Raw genomic sequence first — 26,776 nt, forward strand, 5'->3', positions numbered from 1 at the left:
GCGCCCGAGCCGCGGGGGTCGTTTTTCATGTGTCGTCGGCAAAGGCCGTCCGGCCGGACGCGCAGGCTCAGCGCGGATTGCCGACTGGCGCAGAATCCGCCTCACGCCTTGCCTGCGACGACGAATGCGGCTGCGGATGCACGAGGCAGCTGATCACGCCAGCGAACGCGAGCAGGCCGACCGAGATCGCGGTCGCCGCTTGCATCCCCGAGACGATTTGCGTGGCCGCCGCCCCGCTGGCGAGCGCGCCGAATGCGGCCACGCCCACCGCGCCGCCCGCCTGCCGGGCCGTGTTCAATACCGCCGACGCCGTGCCCGCCCGCGACGCTTGCGCCGACGCCAGCACGGCGGTCGTCATCGCGGGAACGGCGAGTCCCATGCCTGACGGAATCAGCAGGAACTGCAACAGCAGGCCGATCAGCGGCGTGCTCGCGTCGACCAGATGCAGCAGGCCGTAGCCAAGCCCGGCGGTGATCGCGCCGGCGATCATCGGTACACGCACGCCGAAGCGGCCCACCACCCAGCCGCTTGCGACGTTCGAGATCAGGAAGCCGCCCGTCAACGGCAAAAATGCAAGACCGGCCTGCAGTGCCGTATAGCCGCGCACCCGCTGCAGGTAGAGGCTCAGCACGAACACCATCCCGTAATAGGTCATGTTCACGCAGATGCCGAACAGCACGGCCGCGCTGAAGCTGCGCCCGGCGAAGAGCGAAAGCGGCAGCATCGGCGCGCTCGCGCGCGCTTCGACCGCGACAAACGCGCTGCCGGCGAGCGCCGCAAGCACGAAACCGCCCGCGACGAGCGGATGGCTCAAGCCGAGTGGCCGCCATTCGATCACCGCGGCAACGAACGCGGTCAACGCGACAATGGCGAGCGTCTGGCCGCTCAGATCGATGCCGCGCGGCGTCGGCGGAGCGGTTTCAGGGCCGGCTGTTTCAGGATGAGCGGTTGCCGGGACAGCGGCTTCGGGGCGTGGCACCCACAGCAGGGTCGCCAGAAAACCGGCAGCGCAGATCGGCAGATTGACAAGAAAAATGCTGCGCCAGCCGAAGGCGGCGATCAGCAGCCCGCCTGCTACCGGGCCGGCCGCGATGGAGATCGCGCCCGCCGCCGTCCACAGCCCGACGGCGCGAGCCCGCAGTTTCGGGTCGTGTCCGTACGACTGATTCAGCAAGGCGAGCGAGTTCGGCAGCATCGCGGCGGCGCCGATGCCTTGCAACGCTCGCGCGGCGACCAGCATCGGCGCGCCGGACGCGACGCCGCAAGCGAGCGACGCGAGCGCGAACAGCACGATACCCGCCGCGTACAGCCGACGCGCGCCGAAGCGGTCGCCGAGCGCACCGGCCGACAGCATCAGCACCGCGAAGGCGAGCGTGTAGGCGTCGACGACCCATTGAAGGCCCGCGACATTGGCGTGCAGATTCGCGCCGATTTCAGGCAGCGCAATATTGACGATGGTCACGTCGAGTTGCGTGACGACGAAGCCCACGCTGACAGTCGCGAGCACGCGGCCGAGGGCGGGCGAAACGGTACGTTTTGTGGAGGTCATGCGCTATATCGTAGGCGCGATGTGGCGCACCATGTTTCGGGCCGGCGTGAAGTGTCGATGTCGGTCGAAAACTGTGGCTGCCGTGGTCTCCAAAATGGCGTGACGAGTCGGGCGCTGTCTACAAGCGGACAGGAAAACGCCGCCGCAAATAAAAACGGCGCACCCGAAGGCGCGCCATTCTCTTCACCACCGCGTGCGCTGGATCAGCGCTTTTGCGGCGCATCCTTGATGAACAGCGTGGTCAGTGCACCGATCACGCAGATCGCGCCGACATACAGCGGCGCGGCCATCGGGTTGGACTTCATCATCAGCGACACGGCGATTGGCGTGAGGCCGCCGAAGATCGCATAGGCGACGTTGTACGAGAACGAGATGCCCGAAAAGCGCACGACCGGCGGGAAGGCTTTCACCATCACGAACGGAATCGCGCCGATCACGCCGACGAGCAGCCCGGTCACGCCGTACAGCGGCACGAGCGCCGAGGCATCGACGGAGAGTTGCTGGAACATCACGTAATACGTCACGGCCAGCGCAAGGCCGCCGATGAAGATGGTGCGTCCCGCGCCGATACGGCCGGCGATCGAGCCCGCCAACACACAGCCGATCGTCAGGCACAGCGTCGCCACGCAGTTGGCCAGCAAAGCGGTGGCCGGCGCAATGTGAAACTGCTTCTGCAGCAGCGTCGGCGTCATCAGAATCACGACGACGATAGCGGCGGACAGCATCCACGTAAGCAGCATCGAGACGATCACCGCGCGGCCGTGGTCGCGCAGCACGGCCTTGAGCGGCACTTCGGCGGCAATCGCCTTGCGCTGCTTCAGTTCGGCGAAGACCGGCGTCTCGTGCAGCCAGCGGCGCAGGTAGACGGAGAACATGCCGAACACGCCGCCGATCAGAAACGGAATGCGCCACGCGTAATCCGCGATTTCGGCGGGCGCGAAGTTGCGATTGACCGCCGACGCGATCAGCGAACCGAGCAGGATGCCGGCCGTGAGGCCCGCCGTCAGCGTACCGCACGCATAGCCGATGTGCCGCTGCGGCACGTGCTCGGAGACGAACACCCACGCGCCCGGCACTTCACCGCCGACCGCCGCGCCTTGCATCACGCGAAATAGCAGCAGCAGGACCGGCGCCATGACGCCGATGCTCGCGTAGGTGGGCAACAGGCCCATCATCAGCGTCGGCACGGACATGAGCAGCACGCTCAGCGTGAACATGCGCTTGCGGCCGAACAGATCGCCGAAGTGCGCCATGATGATGCCGCCGAGCGGCCGCGCGAGGTAGCCCGCGGCGAAGATGCCGAAAGTCTGCACCTGCCGCAGCCAGTCCGGCATCGCGGCCGGGAAGAACAACTGGCCGATTGCCGGTGCGAAGAACACGAAGATGATGAAGTCGTAGAACTCGAGCGCGCCGCCGAGAGCGGCGAGGCCGAGTGTCTTGTAGTCGCTGCGCCCAAGAGGGCGTGGGGTGACAGCCTGCGCTCCACCCAGATTTGTCGCTTGCATTGCTTTGTCGTTGTCTTGAATTGGAAACCACGTGTCGCGTGGAAAAACGGCGATCGTCGGGCGAGAAGTGTGGCGGCGGCTGGGTAGAGCGCGGGACACCGGCGCACCGGCCCGGGTAGGGCGGCGCGATGACGAAAGAAGCCAGCGCGGGATTTTACAGGATGAAAGCGATCCGCTTCGGGAAGTGCTTAATTAGATTGGGAAAAGTTCCGCCTGTCCTGCAATTTCCCGGATCTTGCGACGAACCCTGCGTGTCGCGCGAAGGTGCCTGTAGTCCGTCGGCCACTCGTCGATGCGATTCGTCAGAGCGCGCGTCAAATTCGGATTGATCCTATGGGATAGGGGTGAGGCGCCTTTGAGAATCGCGTCCACGCCACCTGTTAAGAGTCATCCCATGCGCATTGCCATTCTTCAACGTGATCCCGTCATGCGTCAGTCGATTGAAAAAATCCTGACGAGTGCCGGCCATACCTGCGCGGGCTACGACGACGGTCTCACCATGTCGAAAACGCTGGCGCGGTCCACCGTGGATCTGCTCGTGCTGGACTGGCACGGCACCCGTCTGTCGGGCACCGAGGTGTTGAGGACGGCGCGGGCGGTCGGGGGCGACCGCGTGCCGGTGATCTTCGTGTCGAGAGACACGTCGGAAGAAAGTATGGTTCGCGCGTTCGTCAACGGCGCCGACGACTACACCGCGCTCCCGGTTCGGCCCGCGGAGTTTCGCGAGCGCGTCGCGGCGTTGCTGCGGCGCGCCTATCCGGACCGCTTCAGCACCTCGAGCTTCGACGTGGGCCCGTACCGATTCGACACCCATCGGCAGATCGTCATGCTGCGCGGTCAGCCGGTCTCGTTATCCGGCACGCAATACCGGCTGGCTTCGCTGTTCTTCTCGAACATTGGCCGCGTCATGTCGCGCGATCACATCTTCGCGATGGTGTGGGGCCGTGAATTCCGCGAGTTCACGCGCACGATCGACAGCCATGTGTCGCGGCTGCGCCTGTTGCTCGAAATCGAGCCGCAAAACGAGTTCCGCTTGCAGCCGGTCTATAAGAGCGGCTACAGGCTGCTGCATCTGCGTCAGGAAGAGGCGATACATGAGCAGCAGCAGGCCGCCTGAACTTTGCGGTTAGCTCTCGTCCGCGCTTCTTCAAGCCGTCCTGCTTTCAGCAGTTTGTAGATCGCCACCGTCTCCTGCGTGTGCCAGGAATGCAGGGTGACGATCGACGGCCGCGCGCACGCGTTCGCGTGTCGGACGCTTTGCCGCGACGGCCAGGCGGTACGCACGCAGCAAGAGGGCGCTCGATGACCCGGCCGCGAGTGTCTACTTCGGCTGGCCGTCGGCGACGCCCCGTCCGCCATTCAGTCGCACGCAAATCGGCACGCTGATCGCGGCAAGCGCACAGTCGCCGCAGGTGGACTGACTCGCACCGCGCGTCGCCGGCGAGCGGATATTGTCGGCCAGCCTGCCGCTTTATAATCGACCGCGCATGCAGCGCGAATCGACCGCAAGCCAACTGCCGGCATGCAGCGCTTACTCCTGCGCTCTTATAAACGGCTCGGACCCACGGGACCTGCACGATGAACACGCTGGCTCATCAGTTTTCACCTGACGAAGCAACGTTGTCCGGCATGCTGTCGCATTTCAGGCAGTTGGAGCCCGTGTTCGACGCGCTGCCCGACGTCGTTTTCTTTGTGAAAGACGCGGACGCGCGCTATGCGCTGGTCAACCGCACGCTGGCTTCGCGTTGCGGCTTCAAGGAAAAGACGGCGCTGTTGGGCAAAACCGCGGAGGATGTGTTCCCGCGCCGCTTCGGCCGCATCTATACGGCGCAGGACGAGGGGGTGATCCACGTCGGCAACCAGATGATCGATCAGCTGGAATTGCACCTTTATCCTGGTCGCCAGCCGGGCTGGTGTCTGACCACCAAGCAGCCGTTGCGCGACGCCACGGGCGTGATCGTCGGGCTTGCGGGCATTTCACGCGATCTGCGGGCGGACGAAAGCAGCCATCCGGCCTATAGCCGGCTGGCCGCGGTGGTGCAGTTCATCCAGGAAAACTATGTGCAGCCGCTGAATCTCAAGCAGTTGGCGGTGATGGCGGATATGTCCGTCGCGCAACTGGAGCGGTATTTCCACAAGGTGTTTCATCTGACTCCGCGCCAGGTTCTGCTGAAGACACGGCTCGATGCCGCCACTGCACTGCTGGTCTCGCACGACAAGGTCACCGACGTCGCCGCACTGTGCGGCTACACGGACCACAGCGCCTTCACGCGTCAGTTCAAGGCGACCGTCGGCGTAACGCCGACCGAATACCGGATGCTGCTGCACGGCACTTCGCGGAGTTGAGCGTCGGCATATGGTTCGCCGTAAGCATCATTACTATGTGTACGTCGTCGTACTCGACGACAAGGTCTGGAACGAGGCGCGCTTTCGCCGCGCGAATCCGGATTACCGGTTCGACAAGCCATGCGTGTATGTGGGGATGACCGGGCTCGATCCCGATCTGCGCTTCGACCGGCATAAAGCCGGCATTCAGGCAAATCGCTATGTGCGCGACTATGGCTTGCGCCTTGTACCCGAGCTGTATGAAGTGTTCAATCCCATGCCGTATCGCGGCGCACAGGAAATGGAAGTGGAACTGGCGATTGGACTACGCGAAGCAGGGTACGGCGTGTGGCAGGCGTAAAGCGTGCGTTACTTGACGCCCAGCCCGCGCAGCACGGCATTGCCTTCAGGGGTGAGGCGGATGCGCGAGCCGCCCGCTTCGTTCGAGATCGTTTCGATCAGGCCGGCTTCGTGCAGTTGCGGAATCTCGGGTTTGGCGGACGCGTCGATGGGCGCGTGCAGCAAAAGCAGCAACGTCGCCAGTTCGTGATGACTCAGGAGGCGCCGCAGGATGGTCGGACGCCTTGCCGGCGCGGGCGTGTCGTTGGTATTCGGTTCGGGTTGGTTCATGGTGCGCACCTCGTGCTGGGTCGTGTCCGAGGCATCATGCGGACGAAGTCTTAAACGATTCTTAAGACCCATTGTCCTGTAACACCGTGACACGAAGATGGCACCGGCGCACCTTACCAACGCTTAACAGCGCCGCTTTTTTTGCCCGCTAGGGCAACCCCGGCTTACGGCGCGCAGGTTTTCCCCGCCGTTTCGATCCACAGATTGTTCACGTGGCGCTTGCCCGCATAGAAACGGTAAGTGGTCGCTCCGTTGTCGCTGCGCACCTTGATGATGTTCGAATCGCCGAAGTCCAGCATCTGGCCTTGCGGAATCGACGTGGATTTGAACGCGGCATTGTGATTCGACGCCAACTGCGTCAGGCAGGCGATGACATCGTTGACCGAGCGCTGCGTATTGGTGTCCGTGACCGGCTCGCCGGCATCCGGGTTCTTCTGAAAGTAGGCGCAAGCGCTGAGAAGCACGGGAACTGACAGGACTACGGCAAACTTCTTCATATCTCTCCTGGCGTTTCATTCGGCTGACGGTGGGCGCGGGTTCGAGCTAGAGGCGTCGCGAGCGCTGCTATCGCGTAGCCGCCGCCCTAGCCGACCTGCTTGAACCGCCCGACCCGAGTACCGACGCGGCCGCGCGGCGCGGACCGCGACTTAAGGCGCCATTATATCGGGCGTAGGGCGTACTCCCCGCGGATGCCGCACGACGCGTGCCCGCGCCGCCACGTTTCTCAAGGCGACCGATGCGACGCGACTTGCCGTGAATCCCAATTGGCAATTCTCGATTGGCGTTCCCCGTCCACGCAAGGCGCCGGCGAGCGCCGCCTACTTGCGCCGCTGCGCTTGCGCGGCGAGCCGCACCGCCGCGTTGCTTGCACCGTAGCCGTCGTAACCGCCGCGCCGCTCGACAATCTCCATGAAGAAGCGCTGATCGAGCTGTTCCGTGTAAGCGTGGAAAAACTCGCCGCCGCGTTCATCGCGGTCATAAAGGATATTGTGCTCGCGCAGCGCTTCCAGCATGTCGTCGGGCAGTTCGTAGCGGGCGGCGAGATCCTCGTAGTAATTACGCGGGATGCGCAGCACCGGCAAGCCATCGGCGACGAATTCCGGAATCGCGCTGAAGATGTCGCTCGTGCTGAATGCAACGTGATTCAAACCGGAGCCGTGATAGGTATGCAGCGCCTCGGCCACCGCCGTGTGGTGATCGACTGAAGCGTTCAGTACCACTCGGACCGAGCCGTCGCGGCTGCGCAGCGCGCGGCTGCGAACAAGGCCGTAAGGATCGGGCACGAGCACGCCCGGCTCCGCCTGAAAGCCGAAGGCGGTGCGCAGAAACAGCACCCACGTATCGAGCGAATTCGCCGGCACGGCGAGGCACACGTGATCGATGCGGGTCAACGGCCCGACTTCGAACGGGCCGTTGACGTCCGTGAGAACGAAGTCGGCTTCGAACAACGTGGGCTGATCGGGTGTTTCGTCGACGAAATAATTCAGGCTGCCGTCTGGCGCCTGCACGGCCGGAAGCACGCGTTCGTTAGGGCCGATCTGACCGGAGAACGGCGCGTAGCCGAAGCCGGCGGCGCGCTCGAAAGCCTGATTCGCGTCATTCACCCGAAACGCCGACGCGCACAGCGACAAGCCGTGCTGCTGGAAGAACGCATTGGCGAACGAATCCGGTTCCGCGTTCAGCACGATCGAAGCGGCACCGTGCTGATACAGCGTCACATCTTTCGAACGATGCTGGCCTGCCTGGCGAAAGCGCAGCTTGCCGAGCCAGTCGGCGAGATGCGCGCGTGTGGTGTCGTCAACGGCGAATTCCAGAAACTGATAGCCGACGTGCGCGGGCGCCGCGGGCGATTCGTACAGCTCGCCGACCGGCTGCCGCGCGGCTTGCAGCAACGCGCGAGTCTGTTCCTCCAGGAACAGCAACGAGCGATGTCCGTCCGCAGCCGTGATGTTGGTGGGCGCGGCGCGAAAGCCATCGTTGAAAATCTCCAGCGAAAGCGGGCCCTTGTAGCCCGTCTTAACGACCTGCGCGGTGAAGTTGGCTACGTCGAAATCGCCCTGGCCCGGAAAGCAGCGGTAATGGCGGCTCCATTCCAGCACGTCCATGGCGAGCTTGGGTGCGTCCGCGATCTGCACGAACGCGATGCGCTCGCCTGGAATGTCGGCGATTGCGTCCACCGTATCGTTGAGCGACAACGTGTGAAAGCTGTCGAGTACGAGTCCGAGATTGCGGTGATTCACTGCGTTCACGAGTTTCCATGCGTGCCGGTACGTCTTGACGTGCCGGCCCCACGCGAGCGCTTCATAACCAGCGACGACGCCCGCCGCCTCTGCAGCTTCCGCGAGCGCGCCGAGCTGGTCGGTCATTAGCGCATCGTCGCAGATGGTGTCCGGCGACACGTTGCTGCATACGAGAATGCGGTCCGTGCCCAGTTCATGCATCACGTCGAATTTGCGTTTTGCGCGGTCCAGATTGCGCGCGAGACGCTCAGGGCTTACGCCGTCGAAATCGCGGAACGGCTGAAACAGCATGATTTGCAGCCCGAGATCTTCGGCGATACGCCTCACGTCGGCGGGCGACCCATCGAAATAGAGCAGGTCGTTCTCGAAGATCTCGACGCCCTCGAAACCGGCCGCCTGGATCGCGGTGAGCTTCTCTACGAGGGTGCCGCTGATCGAGACGGTGGCAATCGAACGTTGCATGAACAGCTCCTGCAAAAACAGTCGGACGGAGATTGCGAGCGCGCGCCATTGAAGCCAACGCGCCCGGCCACTGCCATGTTGCGGCGCGCAAAATGGGCTAGTTCGTTACTCGTGAAGCAAGCGACAGGCCGCAACTGTCCATAGTAAGCGCATTTTTCGATAGTCTATACAAACTAACTAGATGGTACAAATTCGTATAAACCCCGAATGACGGAGAGGGCTCATGCGAGCACACTTCGCTTTACGTTGAGGAGCGTTTTGCGCTTGTCGCAATCCGCTTCATTGTTCGAGTTTGTTGCAACTGCGTAGGATGGGACTGGAGTAAGCGCTAAAGCGCTAACTCCCGTCGACAGCTTTGCATGGGGCGGGAGTAAGCGCTGAAGCGCTAACTCTCGCCGACAGGAGATCGATGTCATGAGTTTTGCTTCCGTACTGGTCCTCAATGGGCCCAACCTCAACCTGCTCGGCACCCGCGAGCCGGCCATCTATGGTGCCGAAACGCTCGACGATGTCGCGAAACTCTGCCGCGATGCCGGTGAACGCCTCGATCTTTCAATCGACTTCTGCCAGTCGAACGCCGAGCATCAACTGATCGACTGGCTACACGCAGCGCGCACCAAGGTCGATGGCATCGTCATCAATCCCGCTGCATACACGCACACGTCGGTGGCCATCGCCGACGCGCTCAGCGCAATCGAAAAGCCCGTCATCGAAGTGCATATTTCAAACGTGCATCGACGTGAACCGTTCCGTCATCACTCGTATGTGTCTGCGGTGGCGGATGCAATCATCGTCGGGTGCGGCACGCAAGGCTACGTGCTCGCGCTGGAGCGAATGGCCACCATCCTCAAGAATAGGGCGGCGAAATGAACGTGCCAATGAATGAACAAGCGAATGCAAAAACGAACGCACAGGCCAGTGCAAATTCTTATCTGGTCGGTCTGATCGGATCGGGCATCGGCGGCTCGCTGAGTCCCGCGATGCACGAGGAAGAGGGCAGCAAGCTCGGCTTGCATTACGTGTACCGCCGAATCGATCTGGAAGCGTTGAAGCTCGATGTAGCAGCGCTGCCCGATCTGCTGGTCGCGGCCGAACGCATGGGCTACAACGGTTTGAACATAACGTATCCGTGCAAGCAGGCCGTCATTCCGCTACTCGACGAATTGTCCGACGACGCCCGTGCGCTGGGAGCGGTCAACACCGTGCTTTTCAAGGACGGCAAACGGATCGGGCACAACACGGACTGGTCCGGTTTTGCCCGCGCGTTCCGCCGCGGTTTGCCGGACGTGTCGCTTGACCGGGTGGTGCAACTGGGCGCGGGCGGCGCGGGCGCTGCTGTCGCTCACGCAGCCCTCGCCATGGGCGCACAAACGCTCAGGCTGTTCGACGTCGACGCTGCTCGTGCCGCGTCGCTCGCTGCCGAGTTGCAAAAGCGCTTTGCGGATCGGACGGTCACTGCTGGCACGTCGCTCGGAGAGACGCTCGCGGCCGCCAATGGGCTGATTCACGCAACGCCGACCGGCATGGCCAAGTTGCCGGGACTGCCTTTGCCCGCCGAATTGCTGCATAGCGGTCTGTGGGTGGCCGACATCGTCTATTTCCCGATCCGCACCGCGCTGTTGCAGGCAGCTGAAGCGCTCGGCTGCCGCACGCTGAGCGGCGGCGGCATGGCGGTGTACCAGGCCGTCGACGCAATGCGCATTTTCACCGGGCTCGAACCGGACGCCGAACGCGTCTACACGCATTTCCAGTCGTTGCTGGAACGCTAACCGGTAGCGCACACCGGCAAACGACGATAGACGATCAATGAGAGGAGACTACAACCCCATGCCGCAATCGACTCAAACCAGACCGGCCGACGTGACGCGTCAGGCCGGCGCAAGCACCACTGCCAGCACCGCGCGACGCTCCAAAGCCCGTTACCAGATACTGGGGTTGCTGGCCGTCGGCACGATGATCAACTATCTCGACCGTACGGTGCTCGGCATTGCCGCGCCGCAGCTGACCAAAGAACTCGGCATCAACGCGGCAATGATGGGGCTGCTGTTTTCGGTGTTCTCGTGGAGCTACGTTGCTTCTCAGATTCCTGGCGGCCTCTTCCTGGACCGCTTCGGCAGCAAGCTCACTTACTTCCTCTCGATGACTTTCTGGTCCCTGTGCACGCTCGCGCAAGGGCTCGTGCACGGCATTGCCGGACTGTTCGTGTTTCGCCTCGGCCTCGGCGTCTCGGAAGCGCCGTGTTTCCCGACCAATAGCCGCGTGGTCGCGACGTGGTTCCCGCAGAGCGAACGCGCGATGGCGACCGGCACCTACACCGTCGGCGAATATATCGGCCTCGCGTTTTTCAGCCCGTTCCTGTTCATGCTGATGGGCGCATTCGGCTGGCGTTCGCTGTTTTACGTGGTGGGCGGCGTGGGTATCGTGTTCGGTGTGATCTGGTGGCTGATGTATCGCGAGCCGCGAGATCATCCGTCCGCGAATCAGGCGGAGCTCGACTATATCGAGGCAGGTGGCGGTCTCACGCACCGTCACAAGGATAATGGCGCTGCTGCGGCGCCTGCGAAAAGCGGCTTTGAATGGCGCACCATTGGCCGCCTGCTCAAGCATCGTCAATTGACGGGTATCTGTCTTGGTCAGTTCGCCGGCAACTCGACGCTCGTGTTCTTTCTCACGTGGTTCCCGACTTACCTCGCCACCGAACGTCATATGGGCTGGCTGAAGATCGGCTTTTTCGCGATCATGCCGTTCATCGCGGCGTCGATTGGCGTGATGTTCGGCGGGCTCTTCTCCGACTGGTTGCTGCGCCGCGGCAAGTCCGCCAACGTCGCGCGCAAGCTGCCGATCATTGCCGGCCTGTTGCTGGCCTCGACGATCATTCTGGCCAATTATGTGGAGAGTAACGTCGCGGTGATCGCAATCCTGTCGGTCGCATTCTTCGCGCAAGGCATGGCTGCACTCGGCTGGACGCTGGTGTCCGATATCGCGCCCGAAGGACTGCTCGGCGTGACCGGCGGCATCTTCAACTTCGCCGCGAATCTGGCCGGCATCGTGACGCCGCTCGTGGTCGGCTTTATCGTCGCGGCGACCGGGTCGTTTGTCGGCGCGCTCGTGTTCATCGGCGTGATTGCGTTGATTGGCGCGCTGTCGTACATCTTTATCGTCGGCGATATCAAGCGGATCGTGCTGGTGGATTGAGCACTCGTTCGACTGCGAAAAAAAGGGACGTGGCGCAGGCCACGTCCCTTTTTTCATTCGTCCGTGAAAGTGGACCATAAGAGGCTCGTCAATTTTCCTTGCGAACGAAGCGCAGCACCGCATCGACGATCATTGCGCGATGACGTGCGCGCAATCTGGGATGTGACGGATCGCGCCCAAATGCCGTGCCGAACGTATGACGATTGCCGACGCGATGAAAGCACAGTGAACTGATCAGCAGATGCAGGTCGATCGGGTCGACGTCGCTGCGAAACTTGCCCGCCGCGATACCGCGTGCGAGCAGGTCTTCGATTGTATGAATGACGGTGACGTTGCGGCCTTTGAAGCTTTTGACCTGCTCGACATACTTTGCGCCGTTGATGTTTTCGATCGTGACGAGGCGCACGAAATCCCGCTGGCGGTCGTGATAGTCGAACGTAAATTCGACCAGCGCACGCATGCCCTCGACCGGGTCGAGTTCGCTGACATGCAGATCCTGTTCGAGCTCGCGAATGTCGCCGTACACCTTCTCCAGCACCGCCTGGTACAACCCTTCCTTGCTGCCGAAGTAGTAGTACAGCATGCGCTTGGTGGTATTGGTGCGCTCCGCGATGGCATCGACGCGCGCACCCGTCAGCCCCATCGCGGAGAACTCCTGGGTCGCGACGTCGAGGATATTGCGCTTCGTCTGCTCGGGATCGTACTTGCGGCGGGCGTCGCTACGTCGGGCGTCTTTGCGCGGCGCGTCGGACGGGATGCCGTTGGTATCGGGCTCGGCGGCCTTGCTTCCCTTTTTCATTGTGTATTCGAGCGGCAGTGACCGCGCATTCTAGCATGGCGAAAATGGCCTCTGGCGCGGGGTTTTTACGCGAAACAGGCGGTATATCGCAGCGGTCTGGCGGCGTTTGGAGCACATACGCGGAAGCCGGCCGCATCGACGCGGTGCTGCCTCGGCACGCCGCACCGGCGGCGCCTTAAGCTGTGCAGACAAAGCCGCACGGCCGCAGCCCACACGATGTGTTTTCAGACGGAGCCGCGCGCCCGCGTGCGGCGCGCGGCGAATACGTCGCGCGTTTGCATCGCGGTGTACGTGAGTTGAGCGGCGGCGAGACCGAGTGCGCCATAAGCGGGTGTGAGGCCAAACGCGGCGAATGCCTCCGGAACCGCACGCTCGCCCGCAATCGCCGCGGCCAGCAGTTCGCCGGACACGGTGGTAGGTGCCATGCCATGTCCGCCGAAGCCGACCGCATGCCAGACGCCGTCCGCGGTGCGACCGATCTGCGGCATCTTGTGACGCGCGTAGCTCATGAGACCGCCCCACGCGTAGTCCACGCGCACGTCGTGCAATTGCGGATACACCTTCAGCAGATCGCGCCGCAGTAATCGGGCGATGACTTCGGGCGCGCGGTCGCGCACCGAGATGCGTCCGCCCCAGAGAATCCGCGTGTCGGGCAGAGGCCGGTAGTAGTCGAACGCGAAACGCGTGTCGTAGACGGCCGCGCGCGTGTCGATCGCATCGTGCAGCCGCGCGCCGAGGGGCTCGGTCGCCATCACATAGGTGGCGATGGGCAGTACCGCGCGCTCCACCTTCGCGTAGATGTTGCGCGCGTACCCGCCGCCCGCCATCACGACGTGCCGCGCGTCGATGACGCCTTGCGGCGTACGAAGGACGAAGCCCGCACCGTCGCGCTCCAAATGCACGACGGGCGACTGCTCGTGAATCCGCACGCCGGCGCTGACCGCTGCCTGTGCCACGCCAAGCACGTATTTCAGCGGATGAAAGTGAAACGCGTTGCGCTCGAACAGGCCACCGTGATAGCGGCGCGTCTTCAACTGGCGCGCCAGATGTTCGGCTGCCACCGGTTCCCAGTCGACGCCGAATGATTCGAGCATCAGACGACGCTGAGCTTCTAGCCGCGCGGGTTCGTCGAACCAGTTCGCGAGAATTACGCCGGCGTCGGTGACATCGCAATCTATGCGGTAACGCGCGATGCGGGCCCGCATCAGATCGACGGCGTCGGTGGTAAGCGCATATAGCTCGCGCGCGCGAGACGCGCCGAGCGTTTTCAGCAGGTCGGCACAATCGAGGCTGTAGCCACCGAACACAAAGCCGCCGTTGCGTCCCGATGCGCCGTAACCGACCTGCCGCGCTTCGAGTACCGCGACGTTCTTCACGCCTCGCTCAACGAGCCCTAGCGCCGTCGACAGCCCCGCAAGTCCGCCGCCGACAATGCAAACGTCCGCGCTATGTTGGCCGACGAGCGGCGCATAGGCGGACGGGCGTGTAACAGTGGCTTCGTAGAAACTTTCCATGGCGGCTAGCGTAGCGGCAATCGCATGTCCGCGTCCAGCCGCGCCGCTTCTTCTATGGCGCCGCTATCGCTTCTAGTGAGCCCAGCGCAGCACCAGCGGATCGAGCCGTCGCGCGATTTTGAGCAGTCCCTCACGCGTGGCCGGGTGCATTGCCGGCAATGGATGACGTACCGCGTCGGAGCGAATCACGCCGCCTTCCTTCATCAACGCCTTGCACGATGCGAGGCCGCCCTGGCGGTTCTCGTAGTTGATCAGCGGCAGCCACCGCTGATAGTGAGCGGCGGCAGCTTCGGTGTCGCCTGCAGCATAGGCGTCGACGATCAGCCGGATACCGTCGGCATAGCCGCCGCCCGTCATCGAACCGGTTGCGCCTGCATCGAGATCGGCCATCAGCGTGATTGCTTCCTCACCGTCCCACGGTCCCACGATCGCGTCGCCGCCCAACTGAATGAGCTCGCGTAGCTTGTTCGCCGCTTGCGGCACTTCGATCTTGAAGTACGACACGTGTTCGATCTCATTGGCCATACGGGCGAGAAACGGAGCGGACAACGGCGTACCGCTGACCGGCGCGTCCTGAATCATGATCGGGATATCGATCGCGTCGGACACCGTGCGGTAGAACTCTTCAATGCCGCGCTCGCCGATGCGGATCGTTGCGCCGTGATAGGGCGGCATGATCATGACCATTGCGGCGCCCGCTGCTTGCGCGCGGCGGCTACGATCCGCGCATTGGTGCGAACTGAAATGCGTGGTCGTGACGATAACGGGTACGCGGCCCGCTACATGTTCGAGCACGACGTGCATCAGCGTCTCGCGCTCTTCGTCGGAAAGGGCGAACTGTTCCGAGAAGTTCGCGAGAATGCACAAACCGTTCGAGCCCGCGTCGATCATGAAGTCAATGCAGCGCTTCTGGCCTTCCAGGTCGAGCTGGCCGGCGTCGTCGAAAATGGTGGGCGCAACGGGGAACACGCCGCGCATTGCCGCGGGATTAACGGGTCGAGTCATGATATGGGCGCTTTGGAATGTGATGAGGCGGTGGAAGTGTCTCTGACGGTCGCGATTCGCGCTTCAAGTGCTTCAACTGCGTGAAGTGCGTTAAGCGGTCTCATGGTGCTTATTGCCGCCGACTATACGACTGCGCGGCACGCAGGTATATTGAATTGTTTCCATCTCGTGATCGCTTTTACGACTCACCCGCCGTCTTCATGAAAAATACGTTGAATGTTCTGCTGGGCAAACTGCGCATGAAGCAACTCCAGTTGCTGATCGCGCTCGACGACCAGAAGTCGTTGCATAAAGCGGCAGGCATGATGTCCATGACACAATCGGCCGCAAGCAAAGCGTTGCAGGAACTCGAATCAATGTTCGAAGCGCCGCTTTTCGAGCGCACGAAAAGCGGCATGATCCCGAACCAGCTCGGGCATTGCGTGATCCGCTACGCGCGCCTCGTAGCGACGGATCTCGCCGCGCTATGTCAGGACGTTGCCGAAATTCGCTCGGGGCACGGCGGGCGCCTTGCGATCGGCGCGATCATGGGCGCGATTCCCGAATGCGTGATTCCGGCCATCAACCAGTTGCATGCGCGGCAGCCGAATCTTTCTATCGAAGTGGTGGAAAACACGAGCGCGCGCATGCTCGCTCAACTCGACGACGGCCGCCTGGATCTCGTGATCGGCCGAGCCGCCGTGGCTGCGGATCCGTCGAAATACCAGTATCGTCCGCTCGCCGACGAGCCGTTGTCCGTCGTGGTCGGGTACGGTCATCCGGCGCTGCCGCGAAAGAATGTGCAGCTGAGCGACCTGGCGGATCACCGTTGGGTGGTTTATCCATCGCATATGCCGTTGCACGCGCTGCTCGAACGGGAAATGGATCTCGCGGGGCTGGCCATGCCGGATAACCCGATCTCCACTGCATCCACTTTTGTGACCGTCGCGCTGCTGCAAAGCAGTGCGGATCTGGTGTCGTTGTTGCCGACCGCCATTGCTGACATGTTTATTCGGCAAAAAATGCTGCGTCGCGTGCCGGTTGCGTTCAAGTCGCCTTCGCAAACGTTCGGCGTCGTGACGCGTAAAGGCGGCGTGCTGTCGCCGCCTGCGGAGCGCTTCGTGGAATTGCTGCGGCAGCAGATGCAAGTAGAGGAGAACTTGCCGGAAAAAAACCGTCAGTCACAACGCGCGCCGCGGTCGGCGTCTACCTTGGCGCCAAAGCCGGAGCGCAAATTCGCCCATGCAGCTGCGAAGCGAAAACTTGCCTGAGTCAGCGGTTTTTCATGGCGTGACAAGACGTCGAATATCGCACGGCAATTCGCGCTTTGCTATGTTCTTGCGACGGGTGTTGTAGCGGCGACACTGGGGGTAAATCCGAACCAATTGCGCGTGTGCCCCCGCGCTACACTGCTTTGAGGGCGTCGGATTGAAAAGGCTGGCGCCCATTCGGGGAGAGCAGTCATGAATCGGCCATCGGTTCGATTTCCGCTTCGCGCCACCGGCACCCCTTCGGTGCGTAAGTGGTTCAAATGGGCGCTGGCGGCGGCGTTGTTGTTGGGATTGGCGTGGGTTGTGCGCCTGTGCGAACTTGAAATAGAAACTTCCCGACTGCAGGCCCATTACCTCTCCGAACTCACGCGTGACATCGCCTTCTCTGTAGACGATGGTCCGAGCCATTCCATCCGTTTTCCCGAGGCGGACAAAGGTCCGTACGACACCCGCCTCGGCTACGCATTGCTGCCGTCAATCCAGCAGCGCTTGCTGCAGCGCGGCTTCGAAGTCACCGCACAGGCGCGGGATTCAGAGCGCATGCTTTCGATAGCAGATAGAAGCCTTTTCTTGCCGTACGCCGAGAAGGACCAAGCCGGCTTGCAACTGTTCGACGGCACCGGCGCACCTCTGTTTAGCGCGAGTTTTCCGGGGCGAGTGTACGACAGCTTCGAGGCGATTCCGCCTGTCATCGTCAACTCGCTTCTGTTTATTGAAGACCGTTATCTGCTCGATCCGAATCAACCGAACCGCAATCCGGCCATCGACTGGGGCCGCTTTAGCCGCGCGCTGGCCGATCAGGGCGCACGCGTATTCAACCATCACCAGGCGGCGCCCGGCGGCAGCACGCTCGCCACGCAGATCGAGAAATTCCGTCACTCGGCTGGCGGCCGCACCGCGACGCCGCCGGAGAAGCTGAGGCAGATTGCGTCCGCTTCGGTGCGTGCCTATCTGAACGGTCCGCAGACCATGCCCGCGCGTCGGCAGATCGTCATGCACTATCTGAATTCGGTGCCGCTTGCGGCGCAACCCGGCGTCGGCGAAATCAGCGGCATGGGCGACGGTCTCGCCGCGTGGTACGGACGCGATTTCGCGGATGTGAACCGCATACTGAACGCTCCTGCAACCACAGAGAACCTGCCGCAGCAAGGCGAGGCATTTCGCCAGGTGCTTTCTCTGATGATCGCCCAGCGCGCGCCGTCCTATTTCCTGCATCGCGGTTACCCCGAGCTCGAACGATTGACCGACAGTTATTTGCGGCTGCTCGCGAATGGCGGCGTGATTTCCGCCGCTTTGCGCGACGCGGCGCTTTCTGCCACGGTCGATTTGCACCGCGCGGGCAAACCCGTTCAAAACGCCGGCTCGTTCGTGTCGCGCAAAGCAGTTACGTCGATGCGCTCGAACCTGCTCGCAGCGCTCGGCATTCCGAGCTTTTACGAACTGGACCGGCTCGATTTGCAAGCCACCGGCACGCTCAACAACGCAGTGCAGCAGGCCGTGAGCGAACGGCTCGCTGCTGCCGCCACACGCGACGGCGCGAAGGCCGCGGGCCTTGTCGGCTTCGAAATGCTGCGCGCATCGGACGATCCGTCGAAAATCGCCTACAGCTTCACGCTATTCGAGCGGCGTGACGGAGCGAATCTCGTGCGTGTGCAAACGGACAGCGTGAACCAGCCGTTCGACATTAATTCAGGCGCACGTTTGAACCTCGGATCCACTGCAAAACTGCGTACCGTAGTGACGTATTTGCAGATCGTGTCCCAGCTGCATGCGCGTTACGCTGCTCGAAGCGCGGCGGAACTCAAAACCATCAAGCCCGATCCGAGCGATCAATTGACACGCTGGGCGCTGGACTATCTCTCGCACACCAAGGATCGCTCGCTTCAATCCATGCTCGACGCGGCCGTGGAGCGCAAGTACTCCGCGAGTCCCGGCGAAACCTTTTACACGGGTGGTGGCGCGCAAACCTTCAACAACTTCGAATCCGACGACAACGGTCGCATTCTTACTGTCCGTCGCGCGTTCCAGCATTCGGTGAATCTGGTGTTCGTGCGGCTGATGCGCGATATCGTCCACTACGAGATGGTGCAAACCACGGGGCCATCGTCGCAATGGCTCGGCGATCCGGCGATCCGCAAAATGTACTTGACGCGTTTCGCCGATCAGGAAAGCCGTGTGTACATGAATCGTTTCTACACGAAGTATCACGGCAAAACGCGAGAGCAGGCATTGGCGCTGTTGCTGCTCGGCGTGCGCAAATCGCCGCCCAAGATCGCCACGGTGTTGCGTAGCGTTGCGCCCGACGAGTCCAACGCATGGTTCAACGAGAAGATGCGCGCCGCGCTGAAAAATACGCCAGCCGCTTCGGTGCTCGACGACGAAGACCTCGCGAACCTTTACGCGAAGTACGCAATCGACCGCTTCAACCTGAACGATCGGGGCTATATATCGAGTGTGCATCCGCTCGAACTGTGGGCGCTCAACTATCTGCGCGAACATCCGAACGCCACGCTCAGCGACATTCAGAACGCCAGCAGCGATGTGCGTCTGTCGACTTATTCGTGGCTCTTCAAGACGCGCTATCACGCAACGCAGGATCGCCGCATCAAACGCATGGTCGAACTGCGCGCGTACGACACAATCGGCAAGTCGTGGCAGGCGCTCGGCTATCCGTTCGCAACGCTTACCCCTTCGTATGCCGCTGCGATCGGTGCATCGGGTGACAGACCCGCAGCGCTTGCACAACTGATCGGCCTGATCGCAAACGACGGCAACAAGGTTCCGACCGAGAACCTCACGCAACTGGACTTCGCGAAAGACACGCCGTACGAAACGCATTTCCGTCGTGCGTCCGTCGCTCCGCAACAGCAACTTTCGCCTGAAATTGCGGGGATCGTGAAGGGCATGTTGCGCGATGTCGTGACGGGCGGCACGGCGCGGCGTCTCGCGCAGGGCATGACATTCCCGGACGGCCGGACCATGGAGGTCTACGGCAAGACAGGTACGGGCGATCAGCGCTTTAACGTATTCGCCAAGGGCGCGCGCCTCATTGAATCGCGCAAGGTGAACCGCAGTGCGACGTTCGTATTCGCCATTGGCGACCGCTTTTACGGCACGCTGACCGCGTGGGTGCACGAACCGTATGCGGCGCACTATGAATTCACGAGTGCGCTTTCGGTGCAACTGCTGAAGTCGATGGCGCCCGCGTTGCAGCCCTTGCTCGAATCTGCGCCTGCAAAGACCGCTTCTATCTCTGTCGAGAAGGTTGTCGCGCAGTGAAGCGGCCGCGGTACGTCAACATCAATATGCGGCTTCTGTCGCAGGTTTGAGAAACAGTTCGTGCACCGGCGCGAAGTGCGCGTAGAGCGGCAGAATTGCGCCGCCCATTGCACGCGCGTCGGCACCAATTGCGCCTTCCAATAGTTGCGGGCGCACCATGCCTTCCCATTCGAATCGGTCCAGCACGCGCTCCGTGCGGCGAATGATTTCGCGCACCATTTGCCGGTCCAGTTCGCCGTCGATCACCACCGCTTCGAGGTCCAGCAACGCAGCGGCGCTGGTGAGCGCGTTGGCGATCGCAGGGCACGCGGTATCGAGCCATTCCTCGGTGTGCCGCCACATTTCCGGCGCCAGCGCCCGATGATCGTGCGCGGCGGCTGCTGGTTTCCCCGCGTCGCTCAACAGGCGTTCCAGTACGAAACCGGAGGCGGCGTGCAACAGTTGCCGCGCAGGTTTGCGCGCGCCGCCGTCGCGCAGCGGAATAGAGCCGACCGCGCCGGCGTTGTCGTGCGGCCCGCCGTGCAGGCGGCCGTCGATTACCAGGCCGCCGCCAATGAACGTGCCGACGAACAGATACAGGAAGTTGTGAATGCCGCGCCCTTGGCCCATCACGAGTTCTGCAGCGCACGCGGCTGTCGTGTCCTTCGCGAATTCGACCGGCAGCCCCGTCATGGTCGCGATGCGCGAGCGCAAGTCGATCTCGTGCCATGCGTCTAGCGCGTCGGGCGGCGCGCCGAGAAAATCGCGCCAGCCGCCGAGCCACAACGGCGCAGCCACGCCCACGCCGACCACTTTGCTGGCGTTCGCGCCTAGCGCCTGATTCACGCGCGCGAGTTTGCTTTCGAGTGCGGGAAACAGCGTGCGCGGATCAGGGTACGGGTACTCGAACACATCGCGACATACCACGCGGCCGGCGAAATCCATCGCCAGTACGTCGAGACTGCGGCGGCCTACCTTGATGCCGATCGTGTACGCGCCGTCCGCACGCAACGCAATCGGCACCGACGGCTGGCCGATTCTGCCGCGCACTCGAGCCTGCTTTTCCAGCAGACCATCGTCGATCAGACGATCGACGATCATCGACACGGTCTGCATCGAAAGACGCGTGAGACGACCCACGTCTGCCTTCGGCAACGGTCCATGCAGACGGATCGTCTGCAACACGATGCGCTCGTTGAATTGCCGCATGCCGACCTGATTCGAGCCGACCGTGCGTTTGAGGGGCGGGCGCATGCCTGTGGTATCCATGCTCATGAGCCCCTCAGCGATGTGATTGCATCATGCAATCGCCTTGACGTCGGCCTCTTTTGCGCCAGTCATGATCGCAACGGCCTCCGACATATGCACGTCTTTCGTATTGACGAGCGCGGCGCGGCGGCCGAGCCGCTGAATATGGATGCGGTCCGCGACTTCGAATACGTGCGGCATGTTATGGCTGATGAGAATCACTGGCAGCCCGCGGTCGCGCACGCGGCGAATCAGTTCGAGCACCATGTTGCCTTCCTTCACGCCGAGTGCTGCGGTCGGCTCGTCGAGAATCACCACATGCCGCGCGAATGCCGCGCTGCGCGCGACGGCAACGCCTTGACGCTGACCGCCGGAGAGCGTTTCGACCGCCTGACGCATCGAGCGAATGCCGATTTGCAGATCCTTCATATGAGCAGTCGCTTCTTCAAGCATGCGGCGTTTGTCGATCATCTTGAAGATCGAACCGCGCCAGCCGGGTTTGACCAACTCGCGCGCCAGAAACAGATTTTCGGCGATGCTCATGGCCGGCGCGACCGCCAGTTCCTGATACACGGTCTCGATGCCTTGCGCGCGTGCATCCAGCGGACTGCGGAATTTGACGGGCTTGCCGTCGAGCAGAATTTCGCCTTCATCCGGCACCGTCGCGCCGGAAAGTGCCTTGATCAACGACGATTTCCCAGCGCCGTTGTCGCCGATCACTGCGAGAATCTCGCCGGGCAGCACTTCGAAGTCGCAGCCGTCGAGCGCGGTCACATTGCCATAACGTTTGACGAGGCCACGCGCCTGCAGAACGGGCAACGCGGCGGAAGCGGAAGTAGTTGTCGACATGACGGGCTCCTGTCGGCCTGAGTTAGCCACGCGCTGACTCAGGCTCCATGCAATAAGGTTGCGATTGAATGCTCAACCGCGGCGATGAGAGAGTTTGTCCGCGGCCACCGCGAGAATCACCAGCATGCCGGTGATCAATACCTGGTAGACCGAAGAAACGCCGATCAGGGTCAAGCCGTTGCGGAACACGCCGACAATCAGCGCACCGAGCAGCGTCCCGGAAATCGATCCGCGTCCGCCGAAGAGACTCGTGCCGCCGAGCACTACCGCCGTGATGCTATCGAGGTTCTCGGTTTGGCCTGCTTGCGGATCGCCCACGCCGGTACGCGACACCGACAGCAACGCAGCAACGCCGTAAATGGCGCCGGCCAGTGTGTAGACGGTCAGCAGGATCTTCTGCGACGACAAACCCATCAGCCGCGCGGCCTCGGCGTTATTGCCGAGCGCATACAGATGGCGGCCGGGCACCGTGTCGCGCAGCACGAACCACGTGGCCAGATACATCAGCAATGTGAGGACGGTGCCGTAGGTGACGTCGGCGGGTCCGAGCTTGAACGTGTTGCCGAAGAACATGATTGCGTCCGGCAGATTCGACACGCTTTCCGCATTCGAATAGATCTGCGTGAGCGCGAACGCAATGTTCAGCGTGCCGAGCGTGACGATGAACGCCGGCAATTTGATGCGCGTAATGAGTACACCGTTGAGCACGCCGAACAATGTGCTCGCGCCGATTCCGCACAGAATCGCGAGTGCGGGCGGCAAGCCCAACGTCACCGCGAGCTTCGTCATGATGATGGAGCCGAACGCCATCACCATGCCGCAGGAGAGATCGATGCCGCCCGTCAGCACAATCAGCGTCTGGCCGATTGCGATCACCGCAACCACCATCGTCTGTTGAAGGATCAACGAGAGGTTCTGGAACGACAGGAAACGGCTGCTCTGCGAGATGAAGAAACCGCAAGCCAGCACGAGCGCTATGAGCGGCCCGACTTCGGCAAGCGACGGCAGACGGTCTGAGAAATGGCGCGGATGGCCCGCGGGAGCGGAAGGAGTCGACATGATGGATGTCCTCGAAACATGAGCGTGGCGTGCGCCGCGCGGCGAATCATCCGGCGGCCCGGCGAGCGGGCCGCCGTACAGTGCGTGTTACTTGTTGCCCCAGCAGTTGTCGAGGCCGAAGGTCGTGTCCTTGCTGTCGATGCCGGACATCGGCTTGTCCGTGATCAGCGTCACGCCCGTGTCCTGGTAGCCCGAAACCTTCTTGCCGGTCTTCGCGTAATCGACGCCTGCCGTTACGCCGAGCGCGGCCATCTTCAGCGGATACTGCTGCGAGGTCGCGGCGATCGAACCGGCCTTGACGTTGCGCACACCCTCACAGCCGCCGTCGATCGAGACGATCATCACGCTCTTGTCCTTGCCCGCTGCCTTCAGCGCGCGATACGCGCCCGCAGCCGCCGGTTCGTTGATCGTGTAGACCACGTTGATATCCGGCGATTTCTGCAGGCAGTTTTCCATCGCCGTCTGGCCTTTCGCCTGATCGCCGCGGGTGTCCTGGCTGCATACGATCGAAGGGTCGCCTTGCTTTACGCCGAACCCTTCCAGAAAGCCGTTATGCCGCAGCACGCCCACCGAGACGCCGGGCGCGAGGTCGAGGGTGGCGATCTTCGCGGGCTTGCCGTTCAACGCCGCCTTCGCGTATTTGCCGATCAGCACGCCGGCTTTGAAGTTGTCGGTCGCGAAGAGGGCGTCCGTGGCGTCTTGCGGGTCCGTCGGCGTGTCGAGCGCGACCACCATCACGCCGGCGGCGCGCGCTTTCTTGATGCTCGGCACGATCGCCTTCGTATCGCTTGGCGTGATCAGAATCGCCTTCGCGCCAGCCGTCATCATGTTTTCGATTGCCGTCACCTGGCTCGCGTTGTCGCCGTCGAATCTGCCGGCTGCGGTAATCAGCTTGGCGCCGTCTTTCGACGCTGCCGCCTCCGCGCCTTGCTTCATCTTCACGAAGAACGGATTGGTGTCGGTCTTGGTGATGAGACCGACGACCGGCTGGTCGGCTGCCTGACTTGCGCTCGCGCACCAGACCGCCGACGCCGCGACGCACATCGAGACGATCTTCCTGGCGACAGGAAGCCTGCGGGAATTCAGATTCATGGGACGCTCCTCCGGTTATTGGCAATGACGTTCTTGGAACTGCTGGCGGTTGCACACGCGAACGCTGCGCGGGCGCAACCTGGAATGCGGCACGTCCGGGCGGTCGAAGTAGGACCGTGGACGCCGCCTAAATCACTTTGGTTGATTTAGTACAGCAGGCGGGGAGAGGCGCGTCAAGGAATCCCGTTGGACGTGGACCGAACTTGACGCACCTTGGAGAGTCCGGGAAAGCCTTGTGCGGCGGGGGTTTTGGCGAGATGGTGCGTCGCAGCGTCCGGACAGCCGGATTGGGGAAAGTCCTGGCTTCAGTGAAAGCAGGTAGAAAGGTGTGTGGTGCGTTTTGACTGCGTCGAGGAGAGCGTAGGGGACGCCCAAGCGGCTCACCACGACGAGGTTTCTCGCTTCAATTTCGCGTTCAGCGAGAGCGCGGGATACCAGTCGACGCACGCACCACGAGTTTCGGCGGCGACGAAATTCGCATCGGCACATTGGCCTCGCCAGAACCGGCGTGTCCATACGACGATTCGATGAGTTCGCGCAGCAACGAAACCGCGAGCCCGGCGACTTCCACGGTCGGCACGGCGACAGTGGTCAATGCAGGCCGCGACTCGCGCGCGAGCTGGATGTCGGTGATGCCCATCACGGAAAGATCGGCTGGTACGGCGAGGCCGAGGTCGGCAGCGGCATGCATCGCGCCGAGCGCCGGCAGGTCGTTGGTCGCGAAAATCGCAGTGAGTTGCGGATCGGCCTCGAGCAGTTCGCGCGCCGCGCTGTAGCCACCCTGGATCGTATCCGCAGCATGTTTGACGCGGTTTTTGCGGACCCCGGCCGCACGCAGCGCGTCGACGAACCCTTCATAGCGGGCAGCGTGAATACCGGAAGCCTTGCTGCCGACAATCGCCCCTATCCGCCGATGTCCCAATTCGAGCAGATGCTTTCCGGCAAGCTCGCCGGCCAGACGAAAATCCACCGCAACGCAGGGCAGGCCCGGCGGCTCGTTGGGTCGCTCCCACATGCACAAAACCACAGGAGTGCCGCGCGATTCCGTCACGTGAAGGTCTGCGAACTGCAGGTTCGCGTTGGTCACGAGCACCCCTTCCGAGAGCGTGCCGGCTATCTGGTCGAGGTACGCGCGGCCAGTTAGCGGATCTTCGTTAGTATTGCAAATGATCACGAAATGTCCGCTGGTTCGCGCCGCGCGTTCGACGGCTAGCGCAAACTCGGGATAGAACGGATTGGCGATGCTCGACACCATCAAGGCGAGCGTCGGGGCGCGCCCTTCGGCGAGCGCGCGGGCGGCGAGGTGCGGCCGGTAGCCGAGCGCGTCGACGGCTTCGAGAACGCGTTGACGTGTGCTCTCGCCGACGCGCCCGCGATTGCGCAGCACATTCGATACGGTGGCAGGCGTGACGCCGGCATGACGCGCGACTTCGCTAAGTGTGGGCATGTCTCTTCATTATTTGGGATGGCTGCCCGACATTTGCATCGGCGGGCAAGGCGCGGCACCATCTGTCGCACAGACAAAACGATAGCGGAGACAGGCAAGGCCGGACGATCGCACGCGATCGATTTTTTAGGCCCTGCTGATTAAGCGCTTAATCTCCGCCGTCGAGCCGATTAAATCACGGAGTCGAGACGATGGCGAGCATTTCGTTAAGAGGCGTGCAGAAAGCGTATGGCGACGGTGCGCCGGTGATTCGCGACGTCGATCTCGAGATCGGCGAGAACGAGTTCTGCGTTTTTCTCGGCCCTTCGGGCTGCGGCAAGTCTACGTTGCTGCGCATGATCGCAGGGCTCGAAGATCTCACCGACGGCGACCTGTTCATCGGCGGCAAGGTCATGAACGACGTGCCGGCGGCGCAGCGCGGCGTGGCGATGGTGTTTCAGAGCTACGCGCTCTTTCCGCACATGACCGTGTTCGAGAACATGGCATTCGGACTGAAGCTCGCCAAAACCCCAAAAGACGAGATCGACCGCAAGGTGCGGGAAGCCGCGCGCATTCTGCAACTGGAAGCGCTGCTCGAGCGCCGGCCGAAAGCACTGTCCGGCGGTCAACGTCAACGCGTTGCAATTGGCCGCGCGATTGTGCGCCAACCCGGCGTGTTTCTCTTCGACGAACCGCTCTCCAATCTCGACGCAACGCTGCGTGGCCAGACGCGCATCGAAATCGCGCGGCTGCACAAGCAGTTCGCGAAGGCGAGCGTGGTGTATGTGACGCACGATCAGATCGAGGCGATGACCCTCGCGGACAAGATCGTCTTGTTGCATGCGGGGAAAGACACCGAACGTTACGGCAGCATCGCGCAGATCGGTGCGCCGCTGGAGTTGTATCACCGTCCCAGGAGCCGCTTCGTCGCGGGGTTCATCGGATCGCCGCGCATGAACTTTCTGCCGGGACGTATCGCTTCTGTCGACGCGCAAGGCGTTGCAGTGACGCTCGATCACACGCAAGAGAACGTCCGCGTGCCTGTGGATGGTGCCGCGTTGCAAGTCTCGCAAGCGGTGACGCTCGGCGTGCGTCCTGAGCACCTTGAATTCGTCGACTCGTCCTCGTCTCACGACGACGCCATTCTTTCGCGCACCGTCTCGCTCGTCGAACAGCTTGGCGAGCACAGCTATGTGCACCTCGATCAACCCGGCGGCGCCGCGCTCATCGCGAAAGCGCCGGGCGATACGCGACTCGCGCCTGGCGATCGCGCGAACCTGCGCGTACCGCGCCACGCCACTCATTTGTTCACCGAAGACGGCTTCGCCGCTCCTTCGCTTGAATCCGTCGAACATTACGCATAAAGGACA

22 protein-coding genes and 1 pseudogene are annotated in these 26,776 nt (G+C 62.5%); 10 read left to right on the forward strand and 13 right to left on the reverse strand.

The features are described 5' to 3' along the window. Positions 1-67: 67 nt before the first annotated feature. Together ACTJLB_RS13165 and ACTJLB_RS13170 are read right to left on the reverse strand one after the other, a co-directional pair. A complete protein-coding gene (locus tag ACTJLB_RS13165; RefSeq protein ID WP_440783521.1) occupies positions 68-1,549 on the reverse strand; it encodes an MFS transporter in 1,482 nt (493 codons plus the stop codon). 203 nt (positions 1,550-1,752) lie between these two features. Continuing rightward, positions 1,753-3,054: an MFS transporter gene (locus tag ACTJLB_RS13170; protein ID WP_020068248.1), complete on the reverse strand. Its 1,302-nt coding sequence runs from the start codon at positions 3,052-3,054 to the stop codon at positions 1,753-1,755. Between the two features lie 394 nt (positions 3,055-3,448). Here ACTJLB_RS13170 and ACTJLB_RS13175 point away from each other — a divergent pair, with 394 nt between their 5' ends. From ACTJLB_RS13175 to ACTJLB_RS13190, 4 genes and pseudogenes are all read left to right on the forward strand, one after another. Then, a complete protein-coding gene (locus ACTJLB_RS13175; protein ID WP_027777603.1) occupies positions 3,449-4,171 on the forward strand; it encodes a response regulator transcription factor in 723 nt (240 codons plus the stop codon). 78 nt (positions 4,172-4,249) lie between these two features. Further along, a pseudogene (locus ACTJLB_RS13180) lies at positions 4,250-4,360 on the forward strand (2Fe-2S iron-sulfur cluster-binding protein); the annotation flags it as partial. Between the two features lie 272 nt (positions 4,361-4,632). After that, the gene (locus ACTJLB_RS13185) at positions 4,633-5,400 is read left to right on the forward strand and encodes an AraC family transcriptional regulator (RefSeq protein ID WP_020068251.1); all 768 of its coding nucleotides are present in this window, start codon (positions 4,633-4,635) and stop codon (positions 5,398-5,400) included. 10 nt (positions 5,401-5,410) lie between these two features. Beyond that, positions 5,411-5,740: a hypothetical protein gene (locus ACTJLB_RS13190; protein ID WP_087753855.1), complete on the forward strand. Its 330-nt coding sequence runs from the start codon at positions 5,411-5,413 to the stop codon at positions 5,738-5,740. Between the two features lie 8 nt (positions 5,741-5,748). Here the strand turns inward: ACTJLB_RS13190 and ACTJLB_RS13195 are convergent, their stop codons facing one another. The 3 genes from ACTJLB_RS13195 to ACTJLB_RS13205 all read right to left on the reverse strand — a co-directional run bounded on the left by ACTJLB_RS13195 (position 5,749) and on the right by ACTJLB_RS13205 (position 8,711). Further along, the gene (locus tag ACTJLB_RS13195) at positions 5,749-6,009 is read right to left on the reverse strand and encodes a hypothetical protein (protein WP_020068253.1); all 261 of its coding nucleotides are present in this window, start codon (positions 6,007-6,009) and stop codon (positions 5,749-5,751) included. A gap of 164 nt (positions 6,010-6,173) precedes the next feature. Next, entirely contained in the window at positions 6,174-6,506 is a 333-nt protein-coding gene (locus ACTJLB_RS13200; RefSeq protein ID WP_020068254.1) for a hypothetical protein, read from the reverse strand. A gap of 321 nt (positions 6,507-6,827) precedes the next feature. After that, positions 6,828-8,711, reverse strand: coding sequence for a bifunctional sugar phosphate isomerase/epimerase/4-hydroxyphenylpyruvate dioxygenase family protein (locus ACTJLB_RS13205; protein WP_087753854.1), 1,884 nt, complete (start codon positions 8,709-8,711; stop codon positions 6,828-6,830). Positions 8,712-9,125: 414 nt separating this feature from the next. Between ACTJLB_RS13205 and aroQ the strand changes: the two genes are divergently transcribed. The 3 genes from aroQ to ACTJLB_RS13220 are packed head-to-tail and all read left to right on the forward strand — an operon-like array spanning position 9,126 to position 11,906. Further along, entirely contained in the window at positions 9,126-9,581 is a 456-nt protein-coding gene (aroQ, locus tag ACTJLB_RS13210; protein WP_020068256.1) for a type II 3-dehydroquinate dehydratase, read from the forward strand. Positions 9,582-9,589: 8 nt separating this feature from the next. Continuing rightward, a complete protein-coding gene (locus ACTJLB_RS13215) occupies positions 9,590-10,480 on the forward strand; it encodes a shikimate dehydrogenase (protein WP_410800718.1) in 891 nt (296 codons plus the stop codon). A 58-nt stretch (positions 10,481-10,538) separates the two neighbouring features. Continuing rightward, positions 10,539-11,906 carry an MFS transporter gene (locus ACTJLB_RS13220; protein WP_087753852.1) on the forward strand — a complete coding sequence of 456 codons (1,368 nt, stop codon included), beginning with the start codon at positions 10,539-10,541 and terminating at the stop codon, positions 11,904-11,906. Positions 11,907-11,994: 88 nt separating this feature from the next. On the opposite strand, the gene ACTJLB_RS13225 is transcribed toward ACTJLB_RS13220, so the two are convergent. The 3 genes from ACTJLB_RS13225 to ACTJLB_RS13235 form a co-directional block, all read right to left on the reverse strand. Continuing rightward, the gene (locus tag ACTJLB_RS13225) at positions 11,995-12,705 is read right to left on the reverse strand and encodes a TetR family transcriptional regulator (protein ID WP_020068259.1); all 711 of its coding nucleotides are present in this window, start codon (positions 12,703-12,705) and stop codon (positions 11,995-11,997) included. Positions 12,706-12,929: 224 nt separating this feature from the next. Further along, positions 12,930-14,219, reverse strand: coding sequence for an NAD(P)/FAD-dependent oxidoreductase (locus tag ACTJLB_RS13230; protein ID WP_440783522.1), 1,290 nt, complete (start codon positions 14,217-14,219; stop codon positions 12,930-12,932). Between the two features lie 72 nt (positions 14,220-14,291). Then, positions 14,292-15,224 carry a dihydrodipicolinate synthase family protein gene (locus ACTJLB_RS13235; protein WP_440783523.1) on the reverse strand — a complete coding sequence of 311 codons (933 nt, stop codon included), beginning with the start codon at positions 15,222-15,224 and terminating at the stop codon, positions 14,292-14,294. A gap of 200 nt (positions 15,225-15,424) precedes the next feature. Between ACTJLB_RS13235 and ACTJLB_RS13240 the strand changes: the two genes are divergently transcribed. Further along, the gene (locus tag ACTJLB_RS13240; RefSeq protein ID WP_440783524.1) at positions 15,425-16,474 is read left to right on the forward strand and encodes a LysR family transcriptional regulator; all 1,050 of its coding nucleotides are present in this window, start codon (positions 15,425-15,427) and stop codon (positions 16,472-16,474) included. 192 nt (positions 16,475-16,666) lie between these two features. After that, a complete protein-coding gene (locus ACTJLB_RS13245; protein ID WP_440783525.1) occupies positions 16,667-19,753 on the forward strand; it encodes a transglycosylase domain-containing protein in 3,087 nt (1,028 codons plus the stop codon). A gap of 21 nt (positions 19,754-19,774) precedes the next feature. On the opposite strand, the gene ACTJLB_RS13250 is transcribed toward ACTJLB_RS13245, so the two are convergent. From ACTJLB_RS13250 to ACTJLB_RS13270, 5 genes are all read right to left on the reverse strand, one after another. Beyond that, positions 19,775-21,001 carry an ROK family transcriptional regulator gene (locus ACTJLB_RS13250; protein ID WP_088173618.1) on the reverse strand — a complete coding sequence of 409 codons (1,227 nt, stop codon included), beginning with the start codon at positions 20,999-21,001 and terminating at the stop codon, positions 19,775-19,777. A gap of 30 nt (positions 21,002-21,031) precedes the next feature. Continuing rightward, positions 21,032-21,829 (reverse strand): ATP-binding cassette domain-containing protein, encoded by a 798-nt coding sequence (locus ACTJLB_RS13255; RefSeq protein WP_020068265.1) that lies wholly within the window; start codon positions 21,827-21,829, stop codon positions 21,032-21,034. Positions 21,830-21,901: 72 nt separating this feature from the next. Then, positions 21,902-22,888, reverse strand: coding sequence for an ABC transporter permease (locus ACTJLB_RS13260; RefSeq protein ID WP_440783526.1), 987 nt, complete (start codon positions 22,886-22,888; stop codon positions 21,902-21,904). Between the two features lie 87 nt (positions 22,889-22,975). Next, on the reverse strand, positions 22,976-23,980 hold the full coding sequence (locus tag ACTJLB_RS13265; RefSeq protein WP_020068267.1) for a sugar ABC transporter substrate-binding protein: 1,005 nt from the start codon (positions 23,978-23,980) through the stop codon (positions 22,976-22,978). A gap of 415 nt (positions 23,981-24,395) precedes the next feature. Then, positions 24,396-25,427: a LacI family DNA-binding transcriptional regulator gene (locus ACTJLB_RS13270; RefSeq protein WP_440783527.1), complete on the reverse strand. Its 1,032-nt coding sequence runs from the start codon at positions 25,425-25,427 to the stop codon at positions 24,396-24,398. Between the two features lie 191 nt (positions 25,428-25,618). Here ACTJLB_RS13270 and ACTJLB_RS13275 point away from each other — a divergent pair, with 191 nt between their 5' ends. Further along, positions 25,619-26,770 carry an ABC transporter ATP-binding protein gene (locus ACTJLB_RS13275; RefSeq protein ID WP_440783528.1) on the forward strand — a complete coding sequence of 384 codons (1,152 nt, stop codon included), beginning with the start codon at positions 25,619-25,621 and terminating at the stop codon, positions 26,768-26,770. Positions 26,771-26,776: the final 6 nt, after the last annotated feature.

The sequence above is a fragment of the Paraburkholderia sp. 22098 genome, from assembly GCF_052045935.1.
GTDB lineage: Bacteria > Pseudomonadota > Gammaproteobacteria > Burkholderiales > Burkholderiaceae > Paraburkholderia > Paraburkholderia caledonica.

Bases quoted from the DNA above. Each gene is read 5' to 3' on its own strand.
- ACTJLB_RS13165 (WP_440783521.1), bottom strand. From the start codon at position 1,549: ATGACCTCCACAAAACGTACCGTTTCGCCCGCCCTCGGCCGCGTGCTC.
- ACTJLB_RS13220 (WP_087753852.1), top strand. From the start codon at position 10,539: ATGCCGCAATCGACTCAAACCAGACCGGCCGACGTGACGCGTCAGGCC.
- ACTJLB_RS13170 (WP_020068248.1), bottom strand. From the start codon at position 3,054: ATGCAAGCGACAAATCTGGGTGGAGCGCAGGCTGTCACCCCACGCCCT.
- ACTJLB_RS13215 (WP_410800718.1), top strand. From the start codon at position 9,590: ATGAATGAACAAGCGAATGCAAAAACGAACGCACAGGCCAGTGCAAAT.
- ACTJLB_RS13255 (WP_020068265.1), bottom strand. From the start codon at position 21,829: ATGTCGACAACTACTTCCGCTTCCGCCGCGTTGCCCGTTCTGCAGGCG.
- ACTJLB_RS13270 (WP_440783527.1), bottom strand. From the start codon at position 25,427: ATGCCCACACTTAGCGAAGTCGCGCGTCATGCCGGCGTCACGCCTGCC.
- ACTJLB_RS13225 (WP_020068259.1), bottom strand. From the start codon at position 12,705: ATGAAAAAGGGAAGCAAGGCCGCCGAGCCCGATACCAACGGCATCCCG.
- ACTJLB_RS13245 (WP_440783525.1), top strand. From the start codon at position 16,667: ATGAATCGGCCATCGGTTCGATTTCCGCTTCGCGCCACCGGCACCCCT.
- ACTJLB_RS13250 (WP_088173618.1), bottom strand. From the start codon at position 21,001: ATGGATACCACAGGCATGCGCCCGCCCCTCAAACGCACGGTCGGCTCG.
- ACTJLB_RS13265 (WP_020068267.1), bottom strand. From the start codon at position 23,980: ATGAATCTGAATTCCCGCAGGCTTCCTGTCGCCAGGAAGATCGTCTCG.
- ACTJLB_RS13260 (WP_440783526.1), bottom strand. From the start codon at position 22,888: ATGTCGACTCCTTCCGCTCCCGCGGGCCATCCGCGCCATTTCTCAGAC.
- ACTJLB_RS13240 (WP_440783524.1), top strand. From the start codon at position 15,425: ATGAAAAATACGTTGAATGTTCTGCTGGGCAAACTGCGCATGAAGCAA.
- ACTJLB_RS13195 (WP_020068253.1), bottom strand. From the start codon at position 6,009: ATGAACCAACCCGAACCGAATACCAACGACACGCCCGCGCCGGCAAGG.
- ACTJLB_RS13235 (WP_440783523.1), bottom strand. From the start codon at position 15,224: ATGACTCGACCCGTTAATCCCGCGGCAATGCGCGGCGTGTTCCCCGTT.
- ACTJLB_RS13275 (WP_440783528.1), top strand. From the start codon at position 25,619: ATGGCGAGCATTTCGTTAAGAGGCGTGCAGAAAGCGTATGGCGACGGT.
- aroQ (WP_020068256.1), top strand. From the start codon at position 9,126: ATGAGTTTTGCTTCCGTACTGGTCCTCAATGGGCCCAACCTCAACCTG.
- ACTJLB_RS13175 (WP_027777603.1), top strand. From the start codon at position 3,449: ATGCGCATTGCCATTCTTCAACGTGATCCCGTCATGCGTCAGTCGATT.
- ACTJLB_RS13185 (WP_020068251.1), top strand. From the start codon at position 4,633: ATGAACACGCTGGCTCATCAGTTTTCACCTGACGAAGCAACGTTGTCC.
- ACTJLB_RS13200 (WP_020068254.1), bottom strand. From the start codon at position 6,506: ATGAAGAAGTTTGCCGTAGTCCTGTCAGTTCCCGTGCTTCTCAGCGCT.
- ACTJLB_RS13190 (WP_087753855.1), top strand. From the start codon at position 5,411: ATGGTTCGCCGTAAGCATCATTACTATGTGTACGTCGTCGTACTCGAC.
- ACTJLB_RS13205 (WP_087753854.1), bottom strand. From the start codon at position 8,711: ATGCAACGTTCGATTGCCACCGTCTCGATCAGCGGCACCCTCGTAGAG.
- ACTJLB_RS13230 (WP_440783522.1), bottom strand. From the start codon at position 14,219: ATGGAAAGTTTCTACGAAGCCACTGTTACACGCCCGTCCGCCTATGCG.